The organism is Mesobacillus subterraneus, from assembly GCF_020524355.2.
Lineage (GTDB): Bacteria > Bacillota > Bacilli > Bacillales > Cytobacillaceae > Mesobacillus > Mesobacillus subterraneus_C.
Genome location: NZ_CP129019.1, coordinates 4,521,276 through 4,540,876 on the forward strand (window position 1 = coordinate 4,521,276; position 19,601 = coordinate 4,540,876).

The 19,601-nt window shown below is 43.1% G+C and carries 20 protein-coding genes and 1 pseudogene; 4 read left to right on the forward strand and 17 right to left on the reverse strand.

The window, feature by feature from the left end:
- Window positions 1-37: 37 nt before the first annotated feature.
- From LC048_RS23555 to LC048_RS23570, 4 genes are all read right to left on the reverse strand, one after another.
- The gene (locus tag LC048_RS23555; protein WP_226603308.1) at window positions 38-1,063 is read right to left on the reverse strand and encodes a LacI family DNA-binding transcriptional regulator; all 1,026 of its coding nucleotides are present in this window, start codon (window positions 1,061-1,063) and stop codon (window positions 38-40) included.
- 24 nt (window positions 1,064-1,087) lie between these two features.
- Window positions 1,088-1,909, reverse strand: coding sequence for a carbohydrate ABC transporter permease (locus tag LC048_RS23560; protein ID WP_226603307.1), 822 nt, complete (start codon window positions 1,907-1,909; stop codon window positions 1,088-1,090).
- Window positions 1,909-2,769, reverse strand: coding sequence for a carbohydrate ABC transporter permease (locus LC048_RS23565; protein WP_226603304.1), 861 nt, complete (start codon window positions 2,767-2,769; stop codon window positions 1,909-1,911). Before LC048_RS23565 ends, LC048_RS23560 begins: the two co-directional genes overlap by 1 nt.
- A 138-nt stretch (window positions 2,770-2,907) precedes the next feature.
- Window positions 2,908-4,215, reverse strand: coding sequence for an ABC transporter substrate-binding protein (locus tag LC048_RS23570; protein ID WP_226603303.1), 1,308 nt, complete (start codon window positions 4,213-4,215; stop codon window positions 2,908-2,910).
- A 431-nt stretch (window positions 4,216-4,646) separates the two neighbouring features.
- Here LC048_RS23570 and LC048_RS23575 point away from each other — a divergent pair, with 431 nt between their 5' ends.
- Together LC048_RS23575 and LC048_RS23580 are read left to right on the forward strand one after the other, a co-directional pair.
- Complete coding sequence (locus LC048_RS23575) at window positions 4,647-5,507, forward strand: Cof-type HAD-IIB family hydrolase (RefSeq protein ID WP_226603302.1); 861 nt, start codon at window positions 4,647-4,649, stop codon at window positions 5,505-5,507.
- A 112-nt stretch (window positions 5,508-5,619) separates the two neighbouring features.
- Window positions 5,620-6,717: a PQQ-dependent sugar dehydrogenase gene (locus LC048_RS23580; RefSeq protein WP_226603300.1), complete on the forward strand. Its 1,098-nt coding sequence runs from the start codon at window positions 5,620-5,622 to the stop codon at window positions 6,715-6,717.
- Between the two features lie 294 nt (window positions 6,718-7,011).
- Here LC048_RS23580 and LC048_RS23585 read toward each other — a convergent pair whose 3' ends face one another.
- The 10 genes and pseudogenes from LC048_RS23585 to LC048_RS23630 form a co-directional block, all read right to left on the reverse strand.
- Window positions 7,012-7,671 carry a TetR/AcrR family transcriptional regulator gene (locus tag LC048_RS23585; protein ID WP_226603297.1) on the reverse strand — a complete coding sequence of 220 codons (660 nt, stop codon included), beginning with the start codon at window positions 7,669-7,671 and terminating at the stop codon, window positions 7,012-7,014.
- A gap of 21 nt (window positions 7,672-7,692) precedes the next feature.
- Window positions 7,693-8,725: pseudogene (locus tag LC048_RS23590) on the reverse strand (ABC transporter permease).
- Window positions 8,715-9,437, reverse strand: coding sequence for an ABC transporter ATP-binding protein (locus LC048_RS23595; protein ID WP_226603291.1), 723 nt, complete (start codon window positions 9,435-9,437; stop codon window positions 8,715-8,717). Before LC048_RS23595 ends, LC048_RS23590 begins: the two are co-directional and overlap by 11 nt.
- A 141-nt stretch (window positions 9,438-9,578) precedes the next feature.
- On the reverse strand, window positions 9,579-10,481 hold the full coding sequence (locus LC048_RS23600; RefSeq protein WP_306048933.1) for a FixH family protein: 903 nt from the start codon (window positions 10,479-10,481) through the stop codon (window positions 9,579-9,581).
- Window positions 10,478-11,152: an ABC transporter ATP-binding protein gene (locus LC048_RS23605; RefSeq protein ID WP_306048935.1), complete on the reverse strand. Its 675-nt coding sequence runs from the start codon at window positions 11,150-11,152 to the stop codon at window positions 10,478-10,480. The genes LC048_RS23600 and LC048_RS23605 overlap by 4 nt, the downstream gene beginning before the upstream one ends.
- Window positions 11,149-11,946: an ABC transporter permease gene (locus LC048_RS23610; RefSeq protein WP_226603278.1), complete on the reverse strand. Its 798-nt coding sequence runs from the start codon at window positions 11,944-11,946 to the stop codon at window positions 11,149-11,151. The genes LC048_RS23605 and LC048_RS23610 overlap by 4 nt, the downstream gene beginning before the upstream one ends.
- Complete coding sequence (gene nosD, locus LC048_RS23615; RefSeq protein WP_306050595.1) at window positions 11,910-13,205, reverse strand: nitrous oxide reductase family maturation protein NosD; 1,296 nt, start codon at window positions 13,203-13,205, stop codon at window positions 11,910-11,912. Before nosD ends, LC048_RS23610 begins: the two co-directional genes overlap by 37 nt.
- Before the next feature lie 42 nt (window positions 13,206-13,247).
- Entirely contained in the window at window positions 13,248-13,808 is a 561-nt protein-coding gene (locus tag LC048_RS23620; protein ID WP_226603273.1) for a hypothetical protein, read from the reverse strand.
- Window positions 13,809-13,897: 89 nt separating this feature from the next.
- Complete coding sequence (gene nosZ, locus LC048_RS23625) at window positions 13,898-15,769, reverse strand: Sec-dependent nitrous-oxide reductase (RefSeq protein WP_226603271.1); 1,872 nt, start codon at window positions 15,767-15,769, stop codon at window positions 13,898-13,900.
- A gap of 71 nt (window positions 15,770-15,840) precedes the next feature.
- Complete coding sequence (locus tag LC048_RS23630; RefSeq protein ID WP_306048938.1) at window positions 15,841-16,236, reverse strand: cytochrome C; 396 nt, start codon at window positions 16,234-16,236, stop codon at window positions 15,841-15,843.
- Between the two features lie 299 nt (window positions 16,237-16,535).
- Here LC048_RS23630 and LC048_RS23635 point away from each other — a divergent pair, with 299 nt between their 5' ends.
- A complete protein-coding gene (locus LC048_RS23635) occupies window positions 16,536-16,871 on the forward strand; it encodes a hypothetical protein (RefSeq protein WP_306048940.1) in 336 nt (111 codons plus the stop codon).
- Window positions 16,872-16,897: 26 nt separating this feature from the next.
- On the opposite strand, the gene bshB2 is transcribed toward LC048_RS23635, so the two are convergent.
- Window positions 16,898-17,566: a bacillithiol biosynthesis deacetylase BshB2 gene (gene bshB2, locus LC048_RS23640; protein WP_226603265.1), complete on the reverse strand. Its 669-nt coding sequence runs from the start codon at window positions 17,564-17,566 to the stop codon at window positions 16,898-16,900.
- A 37-nt stretch (window positions 17,567-17,603) separates the two neighbouring features.
- Window positions 17,604-17,951, reverse strand: a complete 348-nt coding sequence (locus LC048_RS23645) for a YojF family protein (protein ID WP_226603264.1) — start codon at window positions 17,949-17,951, stop codon at window positions 17,604-17,606.
- Between the two features lie 239 nt (window positions 17,952-18,190).
- On the opposite strand from LC048_RS23645, the gene LC048_RS23650 reads away from it, so the two are divergent.
- Complete coding sequence (locus LC048_RS23650; protein ID WP_226603262.1) at window positions 18,191-18,547, forward strand: DUF2512 family protein; 357 nt, start codon at window positions 18,191-18,193, stop codon at window positions 18,545-18,547.
- A gap of 50 nt (window positions 18,548-18,597) precedes the next feature.
- Here LC048_RS23650 and pdxK read toward each other — a convergent pair whose 3' ends face one another.
- A complete protein-coding gene (pdxK, locus tag LC048_RS23655; protein WP_226603261.1) occupies window positions 18,598-19,422 on the reverse strand; it encodes a pyridoxine/pyridoxal/pyridoxamine kinase in 825 nt (274 codons plus the stop codon).
- Window positions 19,423-19,601: the final 179 nt, after the last annotated feature.

Here is a 19,601-nt window from a genome sequence, read left to right on the forward strand (position 1 = left end):
TGTGTCTTTACATTAGTCATTTTGCACTCTCTGAGACTTACTTATTAATCGGACTGCAAGATTTACGTTCAATCATCCTTGCCGGAATTGTGACCCTTTTCGGCAAAGCATCTGGTTTTTTGATGATTTCTATTAAACAGTTAGCCGCTTCGAAACCTAACTGGAAGATGTCGATATTAACAGAAGTCAGCTGCGGCTTCATATGTGCCGCGAGCGGTACATCATTGAAGCTTACTATTGAGATTTCCTCAGGTACCTTGATATTCAGTTCCTCGGAATAACTCATAAGCTCAATTGCGGTAAAATCATCGGCCACTACCAGGGCAGTAGGCGGCTCATGGGTAGACAGGAATTTGGTGATTCCTTCTTTTCCTTCAGATTTTAAACATTGCTCATGGATAATATATTTTTCGTCATAGGAAATGCCGGCTTCCTGGAGTGCTTGTTTATATCCTTCAAGCCGGTCAATTGTAAAAACATGCTCCAGGTTAAAACCGATGAAAGAAATTTTTTGATGCCCAAGCTTGATCAGATAATCAGTTACCTGTTTGGTGATATAAATATTGTCATTATCCACATAGGTAATCCGCTCAGCATTCATGTTCGGACGTCCTATGACGGTAAACGGAAACTTCTGCTTCAGCAAGTAGTCCATGATTTTGTCATCCGTTTTTGAATACAAGAGGATAATGCCGTCAACTCTGCGGCCCTGCACCATTGAAACGACCTGCTGGAAGATCTCCTCATCCGTGATGCCCGTCGTTAAATAGACACCAAACTGGTGCTCATGGGCTTTCATGCTGATTCCCCTGATGACTTCGCGGAAAAATGGGTTTTGCAATGCTTGGGTTGCTGAATTTGGCATGACGATACCGATTGTCTCAGTACTCCTTACCACCAGGCTCCGTGCTTGGAAATTCGGGTGGTAACCCAATTCCTCCATCAACTTCCGTACACGCTTCTTCGTTCCTTCATTGATATGAGGGTGATCTTTAATCACCCTTGAAACGGTTGAAGGTGACACACCGGCTGCCTTCGCTACATCTTTGATTGTGACTGCCATTGGTCGTCTCTCCTATAGTATCGATTATTTTACCGAACCTTCTGAAACACCTTTGATGATTTGCTTTTGAAGGAAGAAATAAATAATGATGACTGGAATGATTGCGATCGTCAGTCCTGCCAGCGCTAGATGCCATTGCTTCGTATACTCACCAAAGAAGAAGAACATCTTCAGAGGTATTGTTTCCATTCCCGGCTTGTTGATTACGAGAGATGGAAGCAGATAGTCATTCCAGATCCAGATGATGTTCAGGATTGCCACTGTAACGGAAACCGGTTTAAGCATCGGGAAAATGATATGCCAGAAAATCTGGAATCGATTCGCACCATCGATGGTTGCTGCTTCATCAAGCGATTTTGGAATCCCGCTCAATGTTCCATGATAAAGGAAAATCGATAAGCTTGCCCCAAAACCAAGGTACATGAAAACGAGTCCGCCCCTGTTCAACATTTCAAGTTTACCAAAAATGGAAACCAATGGAATCATAACCGACTGGAAAGGGATGAGCATTGCAGCTACAAACAGCATAAATATGATACCGCTCGTTTTGCCTCCGCGCCTTGAAAGGGCATAGGCAGCCATTGAGGAGAAAACGATAATTACCGCTACGGCAAGCACGGTGATTAAAACGGAATTGAAAAACGTTTTGATAAAATCAAGACGCTCGAAAGCAACTGTGTAATTCTCGAATGAAAAAACATCCGGAAGCTTTATTGTATCCTCAAACATTTCTCGTTTCGTCTTGAAAGAGTTAACGATCATCAAGTAAAACGGGGAGAGCCAGATCAGGGCAAGGATGATGCCGAGAATTTCAAGAATGATTCTGCTTTGCTTCTTCTTTTTCATTACATCTCGACCTCCCGTTTTTTATTGATATAAACCTGTGTAAGCGAAATAGCCGCAACGATCAGGAAGAAAATGACCGCTTTTGCCTGTGCGAATGCCATTGCGTTTTCCACAAAGGCAGTTTTGAAGATTTCCATTGCGACCATCTGTGTGGAATTGTATGGTCCGCCGCCAGTGAGCGACAGGTTTTGGTCGTAAAGCTTGAATGAGTTTGAAAGTGTCAGGAACAAGCTGACTGTGAATGCAGGCATGACGAGCGGGAAGGTAACGTGATAGAAACGCTGAAGACTGTTCGCTCCGTCAATTTCTGCGGCTTCAAGCAATTCCTGTGGCACTCCTTCAAGGAAGGAAATATAGATGACCATGATGTAACCAGCCATCTGCCAGCTCATCAGAATCGCCATTGCCCAGAAGCCTGTTGTCTCAGTGGACAGCCATCCCTCTAAAGCTTCAACGCCAATCAGTTCTCCGACGCTCGCAAAAACTTTTGTGAAAATGAATTGCCAGATGAATCCTAAAATCAGTCCGCCAATCAGGTTCGGCATGAAGAAAATCGTTCTCAGGATGTTATTCGTCCTGAATTTTTGCGTGACAAGCAAGGCAAGTGAAAGGCCGAAGAAATTGATCAGGAACACAGAAACAACAGTGAACTTTGTTGTGAACCACAACGCATCTTTAAATTCTTCTTCCGCAAAAAGCGCTTTATAATGTTCAAGGCCTACAAATGAAGGTATCCTAATCCCGTTCCAATCTGTAAATGAGTAGTACACACCGAATGCCAGCGGCAAAATAACCACAACAGCAAGCGCGAGCAAGGCTGGAGCCAGGAAAAGCCAATACCAGAGGTTCCGGTTTCGCATCTGTAAATCCTCCTATCTTTGTGATATCAGGGGAAACAAATCTCTTTCCTAAGAAGTCTATGTAAAACCTCTTCATGGAAAAAAGATAGGAAACAAAACAGCCGCAGCCGTTCTGTTTCCTTCCTTTGTTAAAACCTATTACTTACGAGCTTCTGTCCAAGCTTTCGAAGACTCTTCGACTAATTCGTCCCATGTCATTTCGCCGCTTACATATTTTTGGATGTTGATTCCAAGCTTTTCTTGTCCCCATCCAGTTGGGTAACCCATGAAAGTCCAAGCCAATGTTTTGCCAGCTGAAGAGTATTCATAGATTTCTTTTGCAAGTGGATCAGAGATCTTGCTAGCGTCGTATCCTTCATAAGCAGGAATGAATTTGAAATCTTCGATTACCGCTGTTTTACCTTCTTCAGAAGTATATAACCAGTCTAAGAAGTCTTTAGCTGCTGCTACTTCTTTTTCGTCCTTGTTGCTGTTAACAGCCCAGTACATTGGCACGCCAACCGGGATTGAATCTTCTTTATAGCCTTCAACTGGGATCGGAAGGATTCCTACGCCGCTGCTCGCAAGCTCTTCGTCGATTCCAGCGATTGACCCGGATACCCAGTTACCTTGCTGGATGATTGCTGCTTTGCCAGTAGAGAACAACTCTTCCACTTGCTTAGCGTAGTCAAGGCTTACAGTAGGCTGGTCAGAGTATTTGTTCTGCAGGTCAAGAATCTTCTTGAATGCATCACCGTGTTCAAAAGTAACTTCCTTCGATTCGAATGCGTTGATTACGTTTTGGTCAAACTCAGGCGCAAGGAACACGTTTGAAAGGTGAAGTCCAGTTACCCATGTTTCTTTTGCTGGAAGAGCAAATACAGATGTAAGACCAAGGTCTTTCTTCTTGCTGTCTAAAGTCTTTACTGCATCTTCCAAAGCGCTGTAGCTAGTGATGCTCTTTGGATCGATACCAGCTTTTTCAAAAATCTCTTTGTTATAGATGAAGCCGTAGCCTTCCTGGTTGTACGGAAGTCCAAGTACTTTGTCGTCTTTTGTTACGCCTTCAAGAGTTCCGCTAAGAGCAGCTTTTGCAGCTTCTGTGTCAGAAAGGTCTGCGAGCTTATCATTCCAGTCTGCAACGTCCTGAGGTCCGCCTACGTTATAAATAGTAGGTTCGTTGCCAGAAGCGAACTTTGATTTAAGTGCTGCGCCGTAATCTTCGCCGCCGCCCACAGTTGTAATGTTGATGTCAACATCTTTATTTGCTTCTTCATAAGCTTTTGCAATGTCTTCGAACTGATCCTTGAACTCAACCTTGAATTGGAAAATATCAACGGTTACTTTCTCCCCGTCTTTTCCATTTTCGCCAGAAGTCTTGTCATCGCTTGATGAACATCCTGCAAGTCCTCCGCCAATCAAAAGTCCCAGAGAAAGAACTGCTGGAAATAGTTTTTTTGCTTTCATTGTGAGATACCCCCAAATATTTATTTTTTGCATGCAACCACTTGCATTCCGAAACCGTTTGCATATTTTTGCATAAATCCATAGAAGTAATTGTTATACACAACATCATTAAAACGCTTACATGTTTAGGATAAAAGTAAGGAAAACATTGATGTAAATGGATTCCTGAACATTTTGGCTATACTGCCACCCTTGATATGCAAACGATTGCAGCTGTGGATTCATAATAGCATATGATTATTAGGAAGACAATATGTAAGTTTAAGAGAAATTTACATTTTGAGATTATGAGGTTGTAACTGCAGAATAGGGAGCCTACCCTATCCTTAGAAAAAGAGATGAACTAGTATATACACGTATTAGTTGCTGTCGAGAGTTTGAAGGTCTATCATGATTGATAATACTGAAAAATAATGACTGAAGGTGAAGATATGATTAAATGTATAGCTACAGATATGGACGGGACATTGTTGACTGCTTCCCAGCAGATTACTGCGGAGAATAAGGAAGCGATTTTAAAAGCAAAAGAGCAGGGAGTAGAAGTCGTTGTCGCAACCGGAAGATCGTTCCAGGAAGCAAGTTTCGTTTTTGAGGAAGCAGGTCTTAAGCTGCCGATGATTTGTGTGAATGGAGCCGAGGTTCGTTCGGAGGATGGGGAAATCGTTTCTTCAAGCCCGCTGAACAAGGATGAGGCTCGGCAGGCAGCGCTAAGACTTGTGGAAAGCGGCGTGTATTTCGAGGTATACACCAATACAGGCACCTTTACTGAAGATGAGGATATGGCGGTCACGATCATTGTTGATATTTTCTCAACCGCAAATCCTGAAGTGCCGATCGAAAAAATCGCAGAGGCTGCTGAGGAAAGAATTCATAAGGGACTGATTAAGAAGATTGACCATTATGACGAATTATTCGAGGACGACCAATATGAAATCTACAAGCTGTTGGCTTTTTCACTGGATGATGACAAGCTTGAGGCCGCAAAGGCTGGGCTGAAGGAAATTTCAGGGCTTGCGGTCAGTTCCTCCGGGCGTGAAAACATTGAAATCACAAGCTTAGATGCTCAAAAGGGAGTCGCCCTGGAAAAATTCGTCGCATCAAGAGGAATCAGCCTGGAAGAAACAATGGCGCTTGGCGACAATTTCAATGACGTATCGATGATGAAAAAAGTCGGCAAACCGGTAGCGATGGGCAATGCAGCGCAGGAAATCAAAGAACTTTGCGGCGAAGTGACAGCGACGAATGAAGAAAGCGGCGTAGGGAAAGCAATTATGAAGGTACTGGACATTTAATTTTTGAGTGGATTAGAAATTCTGATTTATTAGTGGATTAGAAATTCTGAATTTTAGTGGAGTAAGGCTTCTGATTTTAGAATGGGCTTTATATTAGGAAAGGACGTGTGTCATGAAAAGATTCTTGTATGTGATGTTGGCAATGCTGCTGATGATTGCAGGCTGTTCAGGTGGCGGTGATGAAACGAAGCCTGCTGGTGAAGTGAAACAAAAACCAGAAGACAAAGAAGCGGTTGCCCAGGCCGAACAGCTTGAGGTTGTCGCAGAAAATCTGGAAGTGCCGTGGTCAATCAATAAAAGCGGCGCTACCTTTTACTTGAGCGAACGCCCGGGTTCAATTGTAAAAGTGGAAGGCAGTAACACAGAGAGACAGAAGGTTTCTTTTAAAAAGGAAGTGTCACAAGCTGCTGAAGCCGGATTTCTTGGCTTTGTGCTCGCGCCAGATTTCGAGCAGTCCAACAAGGCCTTTGCCTATTACACATACGAGAATGGCACCGGACAGTTCAATCGGATTGTCGAACTGACTTTGAACAATGGCGATTGGGAGGAAGGCAAGCTGCTACTTGATAAAATCCCGAGCGGACGCTTTCACCACGGAGGCAGGCTGAAAATCGGACCGGATGGAAAGCTATACGCCACGGCAGGTGATGCGGCAACCAATCCGGAAATTGCCCAGGATTTAAGTTCGCTCGGCGGCAAAATCCTGCGCCTGAATCTAGATGGATCTGTTCCGGCAGATAACCCATTTGAAAACTCCTATGTCTACAGCTATGGTCACCGAAATCCGCAGGGACTGACTTGGTCGGAGGATGGCGCGCTTTATGCCAGTGAACACGGACCCTCCGCGCATGATGAAATCAATCTGATTGAGGCCGGGAAAAACTATGGCTGGCCGGAGATAACCGGCGATGACACGAAGCAAGGGATGGAAGCGCCGATTTTCCAGTCAGGAAGTGATACATGGGCACCATCGGGAATGGCTGCGTATGAAGGGAAGTTATATGTCGCAACATTAAGAGGCAATGCGTTGCGCGAGTTCAATCCTGCCGCGAAAACAACAAGGGAAGTCGTCACTGGATTAGGGAGAATACGCGATGTCATCGTGGATGGGGAGTATCTTTACTTCATCAGCAACAATACAGACGGCCGCGGCACCCCGGGTGAAGGCGATGACAGACTTTATCGTGTAAAAGTTGACCGATTGCGCTAATTTAGTTAGTTTTTTATAAATTTTTAAAGCAGTCGCATAAAAAGGCGCTAAACAGCTGGAAGCTAGGCGGGTTTATCCATAAACGAGAACCTTAGCAGGAAGGTTATAGCGAAAAATCGAATATTATAGCGAAAAATTGATTTTTATAGCGGAAACTTGATTTTTATAGCGAAAAATCCAATAATATAGCGAAAATCTGATTTTTAAAGCGAAATCTATATTTTTATAGCGAATTGGAAATTCTCTGCGATTTTTTCCAGTTTCCAAAACAAAAACCGGGCACGCACACCCGGTTTATTCTTTGCTGCTATTTGGTTTAGCCAATCCATGCATGATGAATTGAATTGTCGCCTCTATTTCTGCTTCATCGTCCCAGTCTGCTTCGGGAAGGATCATATATCGTGCAATCAAATAGCCAAATACGGATGTAAACGTCATTCTCACGACGCTATAGGCTGGAATCTCAATGACTTGTCCTTTTGCCTGATAATGTTCGACAATTTTCTCGAAGCGTTCATATACTTTTAATGCAATATGTTCCTTAAATAATTCCCTCAATTCAGGATGGAACGGAATTTCCTGCACCAGAATTTTAACTGTAGCAAGATTTTTGATAAGGAAATCACGGCGATTCAAAAGCATGGCAGTAAGAAAATCTTCAAAATGCTCGTAATCCTGATGAAGGACCTTCTGCAAATCTTTTATGATAAAAGGTGCCACAAACTTTGCCATCACGGGAGCGACAATTGCCAGCAGCAAATCCTTCTTCGTTTTATAATGCCTGAAAATCGTACCTTCAGCGACGCCTGCCTTTTTGGCGATTTCACTGGTTGACGTAGCGGAATATCCTTTCTCGGCAAAAGATTCGATTGCTGATATGATGATTTTCTTCTGCTTATCAGTCAGTTCGTCTCCGTCCATTAGCTCGTCAATTTTAAAGTCTTGATCACTCATGAGTTGCTCCTTTCACCGCGGTTAAACTGCCCGGTGTTTCCGCAATGCCAAAATATTCAGGAACATGAACAGTGCTGAAAACCCGGCCAGCATCAATAGATTTCCATAGATGGCATCCCATCCATATCCTCTCACCATAATATCACGCAATGCCTCAGCAGCATAATACAGCGGAGTGATTGTCCCAAGCCAGCTCAGCCAATCGGAAATCGTATCAAGATTGATCAATCCAGAGAAGAAAAACTGCGGTACGATGATGATCGGGATGAACTGGATCATCTGGAATTCATTATTGGCAAACGCCGATAACAGGGTGCCAAGCGTCAATGCTGTCATCGATAACAACAGAGTAATCAGCAACACATAGATGAATGAACCTTCCATCAGCATTCCTAGGACGTAAATTGCATACCAGGCAATCAGCGTAGCCTGCAGCATTGTGAAGATTCCGAAGCCAAGGACATAGCCGATGACAATTTCCCATTTTCGCAGCGGGCTTGAGAGCAGTTTTTCAAGCGTGCCGCTCGTTCTTTCCCGTAAAAAAGAAATTCCGGAGATGAGGAACACAAAGAAGAAGGCGAAGAAGCCGAGCAATACCGGTCCAAAATAGTCAAACTGGCCCATTTCACTGGAGCCATGCAGATAATCGACGGTAAACTCCGTTTGTCCGTTAGCAGGGATCAGTGATTTGGTTGCCTTCTGGAACCATTTCATCACAGCGCCGTTCACAGATGGGTCGCTTCCTTCGAGAACAATTTTATCCAGCATAGGGCCTTCAAAAACAATATACCCATCTATTTCATGATTCAATGTATCCTCCTTAGCAACTTTCAGAGAATCATATTCTGTTATTTTTGCGTCATCGATATCGAGTTTCTCCATCACAGGGTCCGGGATATCGACCAACCCGATCTTCGGGATATAGTTTTCCCCGTTAAAAACAAGGTGGAGCATCGTCAGGATCAGGAGAGGGGGCAACAAGCATCATTGCCAGTGTTCTTTTATCCCTGAGGAATTGCCGGATAATCCTAATCACCAAAGCTCTAATTCTCATGCTGAACACCTCCATAGGCTAAAAATGCTTCCTCGATGCTTGCAGAACCGGTCCGTTCCTTCAATTCATCAGGAGTTCCCACCGCGATCAGACGACCATCTCGTAACAATCCCAATCTGTCGCATTTCTCTGCTTCATCCATGACATGCGTTGTGACAATTAGCGTTTTTCCCTGTGTTTTCAAATGATAAAAACCCGACCAGATGCTCTGGCGCAGCACAGGGTCGATGCCGACAGTCGGCTCATCGAGAATCAACAAATCCGGTTCATGCAGCAGTGCTGAAGCAAGGGAAAGACGGCGTTTCATGCCACCAGAATAATTGGTTACCAGCTTATTAAGATGCTGAGATAAATCCACAAGCTCCATCACTTCTAAAATACGCTTTTTCCGCTGAGCTCCCTTAAGACCAAATAAGGATGCGAAGAACTCCAGGTTTTCTTTCGCAGATAACTCAGTATAAAGTGCATCCGATTGGGCCATATAGCCAATCCTTTCAATCAGCTTCAGGGAAGGCATTTTTTCACCGAAAAGATAATTTTCACCTTCACTCGGCATTTCCAGGCCGACGAGCTGCCGAACGAGAGTCGTTTTTCCTGCTCCAGAAGGTCCAAGCAACCCGAATATTTCGCCGCTTTCAATTTCTAAATTAATATTCTTCAAGACATCATGCTTACCATAGCGTTTACTTACATTTTTGGTTGAAACAATCATTGATTTTCACCATCCTTTTTAAAGTGAGTAATCACTCACTAAAAGAATAACTGAAAAGAAACACTTTGTAAAGTGAGTAATCACTCATAAATTATAACGAAAATCGACAATAATCAAAAAAAGTCCTCATGGCAGAGGACTTTACATGATCTTAATCTTCAAGGAGTTCACTTGGCTGACTAACAACTCTTCATATTCCTTTTCGGCTGTGAAAAGAACTTCTTGTTCTCCTGCTTTGGGATTTTCCTTTTTTATTTTTTCAATTAAATCATTCTGGACCTTTTGTGTCAGGACGATCCGGGCGTATTGCTGCTGCTGGATGCTCCAGAACTTTTCTTCGCCAAATTGTGCAATCAGTCTTTTTGCTGCGTCTGAGCTGCTGTATTGAGCACGTACTTTTTCAATGGCTCCGTTCACTTCCTCATCTGTTACCTTATGTCCTTTTTCTTGGCCAAGCATTGCCATGACCCTTAGTCTGATGATTTGCGTCAAGAGCTGATTTTTATCCTGATTCAGCTTTTCCTGGTTATCCCAATAAGCAAGTGCTTCATCCAGCTTTTCTCCGGTATATTTTTCTCGGTCTGTTTCCCGGTTGATTTCAATATGAAGTTTATTGATGAACTGGTAAAATTCCAGGTCTTCATCTGTGATCCATTCACCATTAAGGGAAGCGACACCTTCCGCTTTTTTCACATTAAGGTTAATGACTTTTTCTTGCTTAAATCCGTCCTTTTCAAGAGTGAAAACTGCTTCCCATTCTCCTGCCATTGAAAATATGGCACTTCCAGAATAAACACCATCAGATATTTCTTCCAGTTCAACATTAATACTTCCATGGTCCATACTGGCCATCGCAAACTCGGCGGAAATCTGGAGGTCCTTTACAGCGGCTCCATCCTCCATCACCATGATTTCAAAGTTTGACTCTTTCCCGTTTGAAAAGACTGGTTCTTTGTTGATTTCTACATTCCAAACTGGCTCTTGACTGCAGCCTGTTAACTGTGTCGCTAGCAATATGAATAGTGAAAAGAATAATTTTTTCATTTCTCCATGCCTCCTAATTCCTGAATTCTTAAAAAATCATCAACTGTGTATTTCGTCATTTTTCCTTTATCTAAAAAAGCTACATGTGTACAGATTTGTTTGATTTCCTCTAAATGATGGGAAGAGAGCAGGATGGTTTTACCCGACAAAGAGTGAAGCACTTCCAGGATCTCCTTGCGGCCCATTGGGTCAATTCCGCTTGTAGGTTCATCCAGAATCAATATGTCGGAATCCTGATAAAGAGTGATGGCAAGCCCCAGTCTCTGGAGCATTCCTTTTGAATAGCCCTTGATGGACCTGTTCCGGTCTTCCCAAAGTCCCACGGAATTCAAGATCTGCTTTATTTTTTTCGCATCCGCGTTTCCTTTGCCAGCCTGTGCAAAGAACACGATATTTTCGTAACCTGTCAAAGAGGGATATAGCATGAATTTTTCCGGCAAATAGGCAATCTCGTTTTTCCAGCGGTTATTCCTTTTTCGAGGCTTGCCATTTACGTGTATTTCGCCTTTCTTGATGGGAATCAGGCCAAGTAAACTATTGATAAAAGTAGACTTGCCAGCTCCGTTCCTGCCTACGAGGGCACATACTTCGTTTTTCTCGATAGAAAGGCTGATATTGTTCAAGATTTCATCATTTCCATATGATTGTGTCAAACCAGAAACGCTGATCATTCAAAACCCTCCTTGCGATGCAGCAGCACAGAACTGATAAATGTAGCGGCCATCCAAAAAACAAAACTGGCTCCGAGGAAGGCCCCCGGCTGCAGCCACATGAATGATTTCAATAGACGTGACATGTGACCGAAAGAGTAAATCCCTACTCCTGTTTCAAGATACATCCTTACTGCCTGTATTGGATTTAAAAAGTAGGCAATCGAGAATAGCTTTACATTCTCATGGGTCACATCCTGGATGATGGATAACAGGGCAAAGTCATGTAAGAAAAAGAAATAGAACCAGAGGATGACGGCAATACCGGCAATCTGCATTCTTGACCTGCTGATACTCCCTACCAGGGCGCCGATTTGCGTGAACACAAGCATAAGGACAGTGATCGAAAGAACAAAGACAAGATAGGTTCCAATATCAGCTTTAAAGAAAATTTTTAAAGGAATAAGGAATAAGAAAAACCAGATGATTACTGGTGTAAGAAGCACTAAGTGCATCCCAAAGCTCTTTTTGGCGAGAAATGTCCAATAGCTTTCTTGTTTGGTCAAAAGCATGACCAGTGTTTTTTGCTCTTTTTCCTGGAAGATAGAGAAAGCGCCCATGAATAAGTACAGAATCGGGATAAAATAAATCAGTGTGTCGAACAGGTTGATGAGCAAGATATACAAACCCTGATCATAGGAAAGAGAAGTTGATCTTACAAGCAGCAGAACAGAAACTAATATGATTGTACCGATCGCAAGCCAGAGCCCTTTGCCTCTTATATTTTCCTTCCATTCTTTCCAAATGAAATGCATAGCAGTTTTCTCCTTTTTGCGAAGATGGCTGTTGCGAAGACGGCAATGATGATAATTGCAGGCAGGTAGGGTGTTGATTTCCGTCTGTTCACCAGAGGATACTGATCCTCAAACATTGTTTTATCATGATCGAGCAGCTGATTCAGTTTTTCATAGATGTTAATGGCCGGACTTTTTAGGAAAAGATAGACTAGTTCCTGATCCTCAATCAGTTCATATAGTGAGGATTTATAGATTGCCGGACTGTCACCCACGCCATCCTGGTCGAGATCGAGCAAAGGGAAGGACCTGCCCCAATCATTGCCGATTCCTTCAAGGCTCCAGTCATTCCTGCCGGTGCCGCCCAGTGTGACAGCTGGTATGGTGTTTTCTTGAATCGTATTTCCAGTGAAAATCTGTTCGTTTGAACTCGCCCATAGCTCGATTCCAATCTGGTTTTGAGAGAGATGGTTCGACCGAATCAGATTATCGGTAGATTGATCTATATATAACCCTCTTTGATTCATGTAGAAAGTGTTGTTCTCAATGTTATTTTCGTTAGCTGATAATACCAGCAGTCCGAAAGAGCGGTGACCATAATTAAAGATAAACTGGTTGTTTTCCAGCTTTAGCTGGTTGGAGTGCATGATGGCTGCCCCTCCTGTATTAAAGGTGAATATGTTGTTTTTAAATTCGTTGCGGTCTGAGTACATATAATGCAGACCGTAACGTGTTTTCGTGATTTTATTGTTTAAGGCTTTATTGTCATTGGCATAATCGAAAAACATCCCATCTCTTGTGCCTTCAATAAAATTGTTTTTTAATAGATTTCCATTTGAATAATAGACATGCAGGCCATTGCCCTGGGCGGCTATTTCTCCTTTTCCAAGGCCTTTTACACTTACATTTTCAATGGTATTGTCATGTGCTTTGCTTAAATAAACTCCGTGGAAGGAATGGTCAATCACGATATTCCTGATGATATTCCCATCTGTATAAACCTTGAACGCAGCGTATTCTTCCGGGCTGTTTCGGTCCATTCCGCTATTTGTGACTTTGAGGTCTGAAATGGTGACACCGGAAGCGCGAACAGAAATGACATTGCCTTTGCCGTCTCCTTCAATGATAGTCCCTTTCTTTCCAATTAGGGTAAGCGGCTTATCAATCACTATATTTCCAATGTAACTAGTACTTTCAAGCTGGATGATTTCACCGTCTTTGGCTGAATCAATGACGGCCTGCAGGTTTTGTGCTGCCGTCCCCTTTTCCGGAAAAGGAATGGCGGATAGGGAGCAAAAGCAGCCAAAGGATTTTTTTCATGATCAACGATCCTTCCAAAGGGGAATGAGAATCAGGATGAATGCTGCTAATACTAAAAAAGAACCAGTGCCAAGGTAGCTGTTTGTTATGAAATTCGCGAGTGTATTCTCACCAATAATCGGCGGAACAAATGGATCTACTTTTATCGGAGCGGTGGGGCTTAAATCCGTCCCAAAGTCGTGTAGCCAACGGCGAAGATCCCATACACCCAATAAACCGCCAATTGAAAATAATCCAATCAGGAAATAAAGAACTTTTTTCCTCCTGAGAACAGCTGTGATCAGGGTTAGTAAGGCTAATCCGCCAATCAAATATTTAAGGTAAGTAAGCTCTGGAAAGTTTTCTTCGCTGAAGCCTTTCATGCCAATATAGTGGTTGAGCCCATTGACGATATCGATTTCGCCCTCCAGTTTGTCTGGATAGACAATGATATTCAAGCCTTCTGGATATTGAGGAGCAAAAAACTCCATACCCCACCACGGAAAAAATAAGGAAGCTGCAATCAATGCAGCAGCTGCTGCGATCAATCCAGAAGAAAGGATCGAGAGTTTTTTTCCAGCCAAGGGAATCACGCCTTTCTGTTGAAAAGAATTAAAAGGTGTGAGGGTATCAACTTTAGAGGCTGATACCCTTCACCAGTTTTGCAATGGAATTACGGTTTTACCAGGAAGTAACCGGTCATTTCCTGGTGCAGTGCTGAGCAGAAGTTCGTACAGTAAATCGGGTATGTCCCTGCTTTATCTGCGGTGAATTCCACTGTATTCGTCTGTCCAGGCTGTACTTCAATATTCAAATCGTAGCCATTGATGGCAAAGCCGTGGGTAATGTCCTGGTCAAAGTCGATATTGGTTAGGTGAATAAAGACTTTATCTCCTTTTTTGACTTCAATTTGGTCAGGTCGTTCCGCTTTTGCGTCAAAAATGAATTTTGAACGCATGGCAATTCCGTAGACATGAACTTCGTTGCCTTTCCTTTCGATGCGGGTTTCTTCCTGGCTGTAAACGGCATCAGGGTTCTTTTCATCCTTAGGGTAAACGGTAATCGTTTTGATTTTATCTGCCTTGATCATTTGTGCGTAGTGCGGTTCTGGGTTGACCGGGGCAGACTGGATGACTTCCATTTTGTCGCCGCGCAGGTCGATCAGCTGCATGGATTCAGGGTGGGAAGGACCCACAGATAGATAGCTGTCTTTTGCAATTTTGTTCAATGCAATGAGGTATTTTCCGTCAGGTGCGACTGTATCTCCCTCAGCTGCAACAGAATGTCCAGGAGAGTACTGTACAGGCACCCGGTCCAAAGTTTCACCAGTCTTCGGATCCCATTTCACGATTTCAGATGAGATGAACATGGTTGTATAAGCCATGCCTTGATCATCGAATTGAGTATGAAGCGGTCCCAGCGCATTTTCTGGGTTCACTTCTTTCTCCATAACTGATTCATACTTAATGATTGGAATCCCATTTCGCTCGCCGGCGAATTCTTTGTTTTCAATCGCTTTGAATGCTTTTTCAAAAGAGAATACAGTCATTGTTGGTGCCAATTTACCAGAAGCAATAAAGTGCTTTCCATCTGGAGTGACATCGACACCGTGCGGCGATTTGGCTACAGGCACCAGGTACATGCCGCCTTTATGCTTTTCAGGGAAGATCATCTTCTGGCCAGTTACTTCGTCATACTTTCCGTCCTTGACCATTTGCTCAAGCTCTTTCCAGTTGAAAAGGACGATAAAGTCGCGGTCAGCCTGGGAAGCGTTGAATTCAAGGTTTGTCGTTGCCTCTTCTGTGTTATAGGTAGTCATGACTGCCCAATCCTTGGAGACTTTTTTCCCTGCATCAGATAGGTCATAGGACCATGGTGGAAGGGCAACCTGGTAGGCAATATTCAATTTTTCCTTTTTCTCGTCAAAGGTAACTGCTGACATGACGCCGCGGTACTTTTCACTATAGTCGTCAAGCGGTGCATACTCTCTTCCAATCGGCACTGCGAAACGTGTTGGCAGGAACATATATTCAGTGTTTTCTGTAACGAATGCTGCACAGTGCGGACCGCTCGTATTTGGTACATCAATGATGTCCTTGACAGTGAATGTTTCAAGGTTCATGACTGCCGCCCGGCTGTTGCCGACATCGGTAGCAAACATGTATTTACCGTCATAATCACCATTGGTCTCTGAAAATGCCGGGTGATGGAGATCGCCCCAGGTAAAGCCGCCCATCATTTCTTTTGAGTGTTTATCAAAGCCATATCCTGTTGCCGAATCCGGGCTGAATACCGGTACGGTCCTGATATGCCTCATGGAAGGGACACCATAAATGAACATCTGTCCTGAGTGTCCGCCCGAAGCGAATAAGTAGTACTCATCCTTTTCACCAAAAGGTACATATACTTTTTCCGCATTTGTTTTGTTTTTGCTGCTTTCCGCTATTGCTTCATTTCGGTCACCAGGAGAAAAATCAGCAAAGAAAACCGTTGCAGCAAGGAGCCCGGTAGCGAGTCCCGAGGCGATTGGAATCCATTTTTTCATCTGCTTTGCACCACCTTGTTTATTTTTTTGAGGCTTCCTCAAGAAGTTTTACTACTTCTGAAATTTCTTGTTCAGAAAGTGGATTGCCGCCAATTACCCCTGACATGACTGCTGAGGTAGGCTTTTAAGAACTGATGAATTGGCTTGCCATGCTTTCCTTCAACATTCTCGAATGCCTTTGATAAATCTGGGCCAGTTGCACCGCCAGTGAGATTTAATGAAGATACAGAATGGCAGCTAAGGCAGCCCTTGGATGTTAAAATGTTATCATCTGCGGAAACTGTTTCAGCAGCAGGCTGGTCATCCTTCTCCTCTTGTTTGTTGTCACTCTGCGGTTTAGAAGTGTCTGTTTCTTTGGAAGCGTTTTCAGTATCTCCGTTGCTTCCGCCGACGACATCGAATGCAATGTAACCGAGTCCAAGACCAATCAGAGCGCTAATGATAAAACTGATTAAAGCTTTTTGCATGGATTTCATTACCCCCTTTAATGAATGAATTTCACTAACATCGTACCTTGGAACAAGGTGTAGAAAGTGTGATGCAGTTCACATTGCAATAACGGAATTGTGAAATGTATATGAACAGGATGTGTCCATTTTTTGAAGTGATTGAAATTGAAGGTCCATTACGGTTGTATGAAGAGCTTGGAAATTTAAGAGAGGGGTATTAAAAAAACTAGGTTAAAAAAGGTTTTTTACTGGTTTTGCGGAATTAGTTTCATAATGTATTACTGATCAAAAAACAAAAGTGCAGGAAGTGATGGTTTGTGGTAAAAAAGAAAAAGTGGTGGATAATGACCATAGCTCCACTACTATTGGTTAGCGTCCTTTTTATCTATGATGCAAATTTAGAAGTTTACACAACTAAAGCTGCTGGAACCTTGGTTTATAAAAATAAAGAATATTACACTGGGTATGAAACCTATAAGAAATTTTATTTAAATGGTGAAAGAAACTTTGAAATCGAAAAGCTGATTGGTAAAACAGATAATAGCAAGTTTTTTGGATTTAAAGAGTCTGTTTGGAGTATCAAGGGTGAATCGGAAAATGAAGTTGTTTTTGTGAAAGGTTTGATGATTGAAGGGGTATATGAAAGAAAATAAAAAATCCACCTCAAAAGGTGGATTGATTAAGAAAATTTATAGGTCCAGAATCGTTCATTGTTGATCCACGCCAACGTTTTTGGATCCTTTTCCTTCAGTTTAACAGCCATTTCTTCAAGCATCAGCTCAGTCTGGGAGCGGTGTGCACGGATTGCATCAAGCTTGATGTCTGCAACAGCACTTATATCATAAACGATATCTGGCTCGCCAAGCTCTTCGACACAGTTTCGTGAGAATGCCACGCAATGAAGCTTCGGCCTGTCTGCCTCGGGAATTTTTTCAACTGCTCGCACTACCGCCGCACCGGTTGCCTCATGATCCGGGTGGACAGAGTAGCCAGGATAGAAGGTGATGACGAGCGAAGGGTTCAATTCTGTGATCAATGATGACATGAGATTGCTCAGCATGTTCTCATCCTCAAATTCGACTGTCTTGTCACGGAAACCGAGCATGCGCAAATCATTGATTCCCATCGCGCGAGCGGCGTCCTTTAATTCCTTTTTACGTATTGCAGGGAGGGTTTCCCGGTTTGCGAACGGCGGATTCCCCATATTCCGTCCCATCTGTCCAAGTGTCAAACAGGCATATGTGACAGGCGTTCCCATGTTAACATGGGAGGCGATTGTTCCGGAAACACCGAATGCCTCATCATCAGGATGAGGGAAAACGACAAGTACATGCCTTTCTTTTTCCATCGTGAAAAATCTCTCCTTTCAGCCAAGTCCAAATAACTTATTCGAACGGTGTTTCGCTTATTTCAAGGGCGACGGCAAGCTTTCCGTTAAAATCATGACCGGCAAGCAACAGTCTTCCTTTATCGTCAATTTCGAAGTGTGTGATTCCCTCAGCATACACCCAGCCAAAAGGTATTTTCAAACCTGTCCGAAAAGGGCCTTCACCAGTAATCTTCGCGCGTTCATAGGTTACCTTCGCATTGCGAATATACGCGCCTGATGAGAAGAATGACTCGTTATTGTGGGATGCATAAGCTCCATTTGTTGTTTCTAAATGGACATAGACTTCTTTGTCTTTAAAACGGTCCAGGGCTTTCTGGACTTCTGATAAAATCACCGGATCCATCCTTGTTCCTCCTTCCCGGGCTTAGAAGTTTTTCATTTTATAATAGCCGAATCAACAGCCTTCTATGTTAAAAATCGATTATTTCTATATTACTAAAAAATCCTTCTGAAAGCGAAATGTACGCTCGAAAGAATGAATAAACATACCCTCTAGTTTTAGAAGTAACATCAATAATGATTTTACATATAGTGTTTAATCATGAAGGTTAATGGTAATAGTGTTGGAAAAGGAGGGAGCCTATGAATCACGCAAAGGCATTATTGATTAAAAGCATCATGACATTTGCTGTTCTTCTACTATTATTGGGGAGTTTTGCAGGGTTAGGCGATATTCTTGTCATCACTCTCGTACTTGGGGCGATCTCTTATCTCGCCGGTGACTTGTTCATTCTCCCGAAAACTAGCAATCTTACCGCTTCTCTATCTGATCTAGCGCTTTCTTTTTTCGTGATATGGGGTCTTGGATTAATGTTGTTCGAGCAGACGGATGGCATTGTTTTTGCAGCACTTTTTGCGTCAGTATTGATCGCTTCTGGAGAATGGTTCTTTCATAGTTATATGGCAGATCGGGTGCTTCGGATTAATCGAAAGATATAAATAAATGAAAAACAAAAAGGATGGCTGCCGCCATCCTTTTTGTTTTTCATTTATTCGCCGCGGTTGCCGCCTGCGTATTTGTTGTATGCCAGGTGTGCGGTTGGGCCTACGTATTCGTTCAGTCTGAAGCCGTGCTTGATGGCTTCGGTGATGAAGCCTTTAGCCACTTCTAATGCTTCAGGGACTGTTTTGCCTTTAGCCAGCTGTGCAGTGATCGCGGATGCGAATGTGCATCCTGCGCCGTGCGTGAAGCTTGTTTCAACTTTTTCAGATTCGAAAAGAGTGAAGTCTTTTCCATCATATAGCAGGTCTACAGCTTTTTCGTGGTTCAGCTTGTTTCCGCCCTTGATCATGACGTTTTTAGCGCCTAGGTCATGGATTTTCACTGCTGCTTCTTTCATATCATCGATTGTGCGGATTGGTCCGGTTTGTGCCAGCTGCCATGCTTCGAACAGGTTCGGCGTGACGACTGTTGCCCTTGGCAGCAGCAATTCTCTCATAGCATCTGTGTTTTCAGGCATAAGGACTTCGTCTTCGCCCTTACATACCATTACAGGGTCGATGACCACTCTGTCCAATTTATGCTCATCAATTTTGCGTGCAGACAGCTCGATGATCTCAACTGTTCCGAGCATACCTGTCTTCATTGCATCTATTCCAACGGAAAGAACCGTTTCAAGCTGCTTTTCGACGAGGTCAACTGGCTGTGGGAATACCTCATGGTGCCAGTGGTTTTTAGGATCCATCGTCACGATCGTAGTTAAGGCAGTCATTCCATATACGCCTAACTCCTGAAAGGTTTTAAGGTCAGCCTGGATGCCAGCGCCGCCGCTTGTATCTGAACCTGCGATTGTTAACACCTTTTTCAAACTCATCTATACTACCTCCGTTTTAAAAATGGCAACTGCCTTATCAGCATAAAGCATGTCACCTTCATCACTTTCTTATGATTATACCAATTCTATAGATTTAGACAATGAATTGATTTGAGTGATGGTTTTATGGATAAATTTAACTTTTGACAATTTTGTGGCATTGGGGTTTTGACGTGATG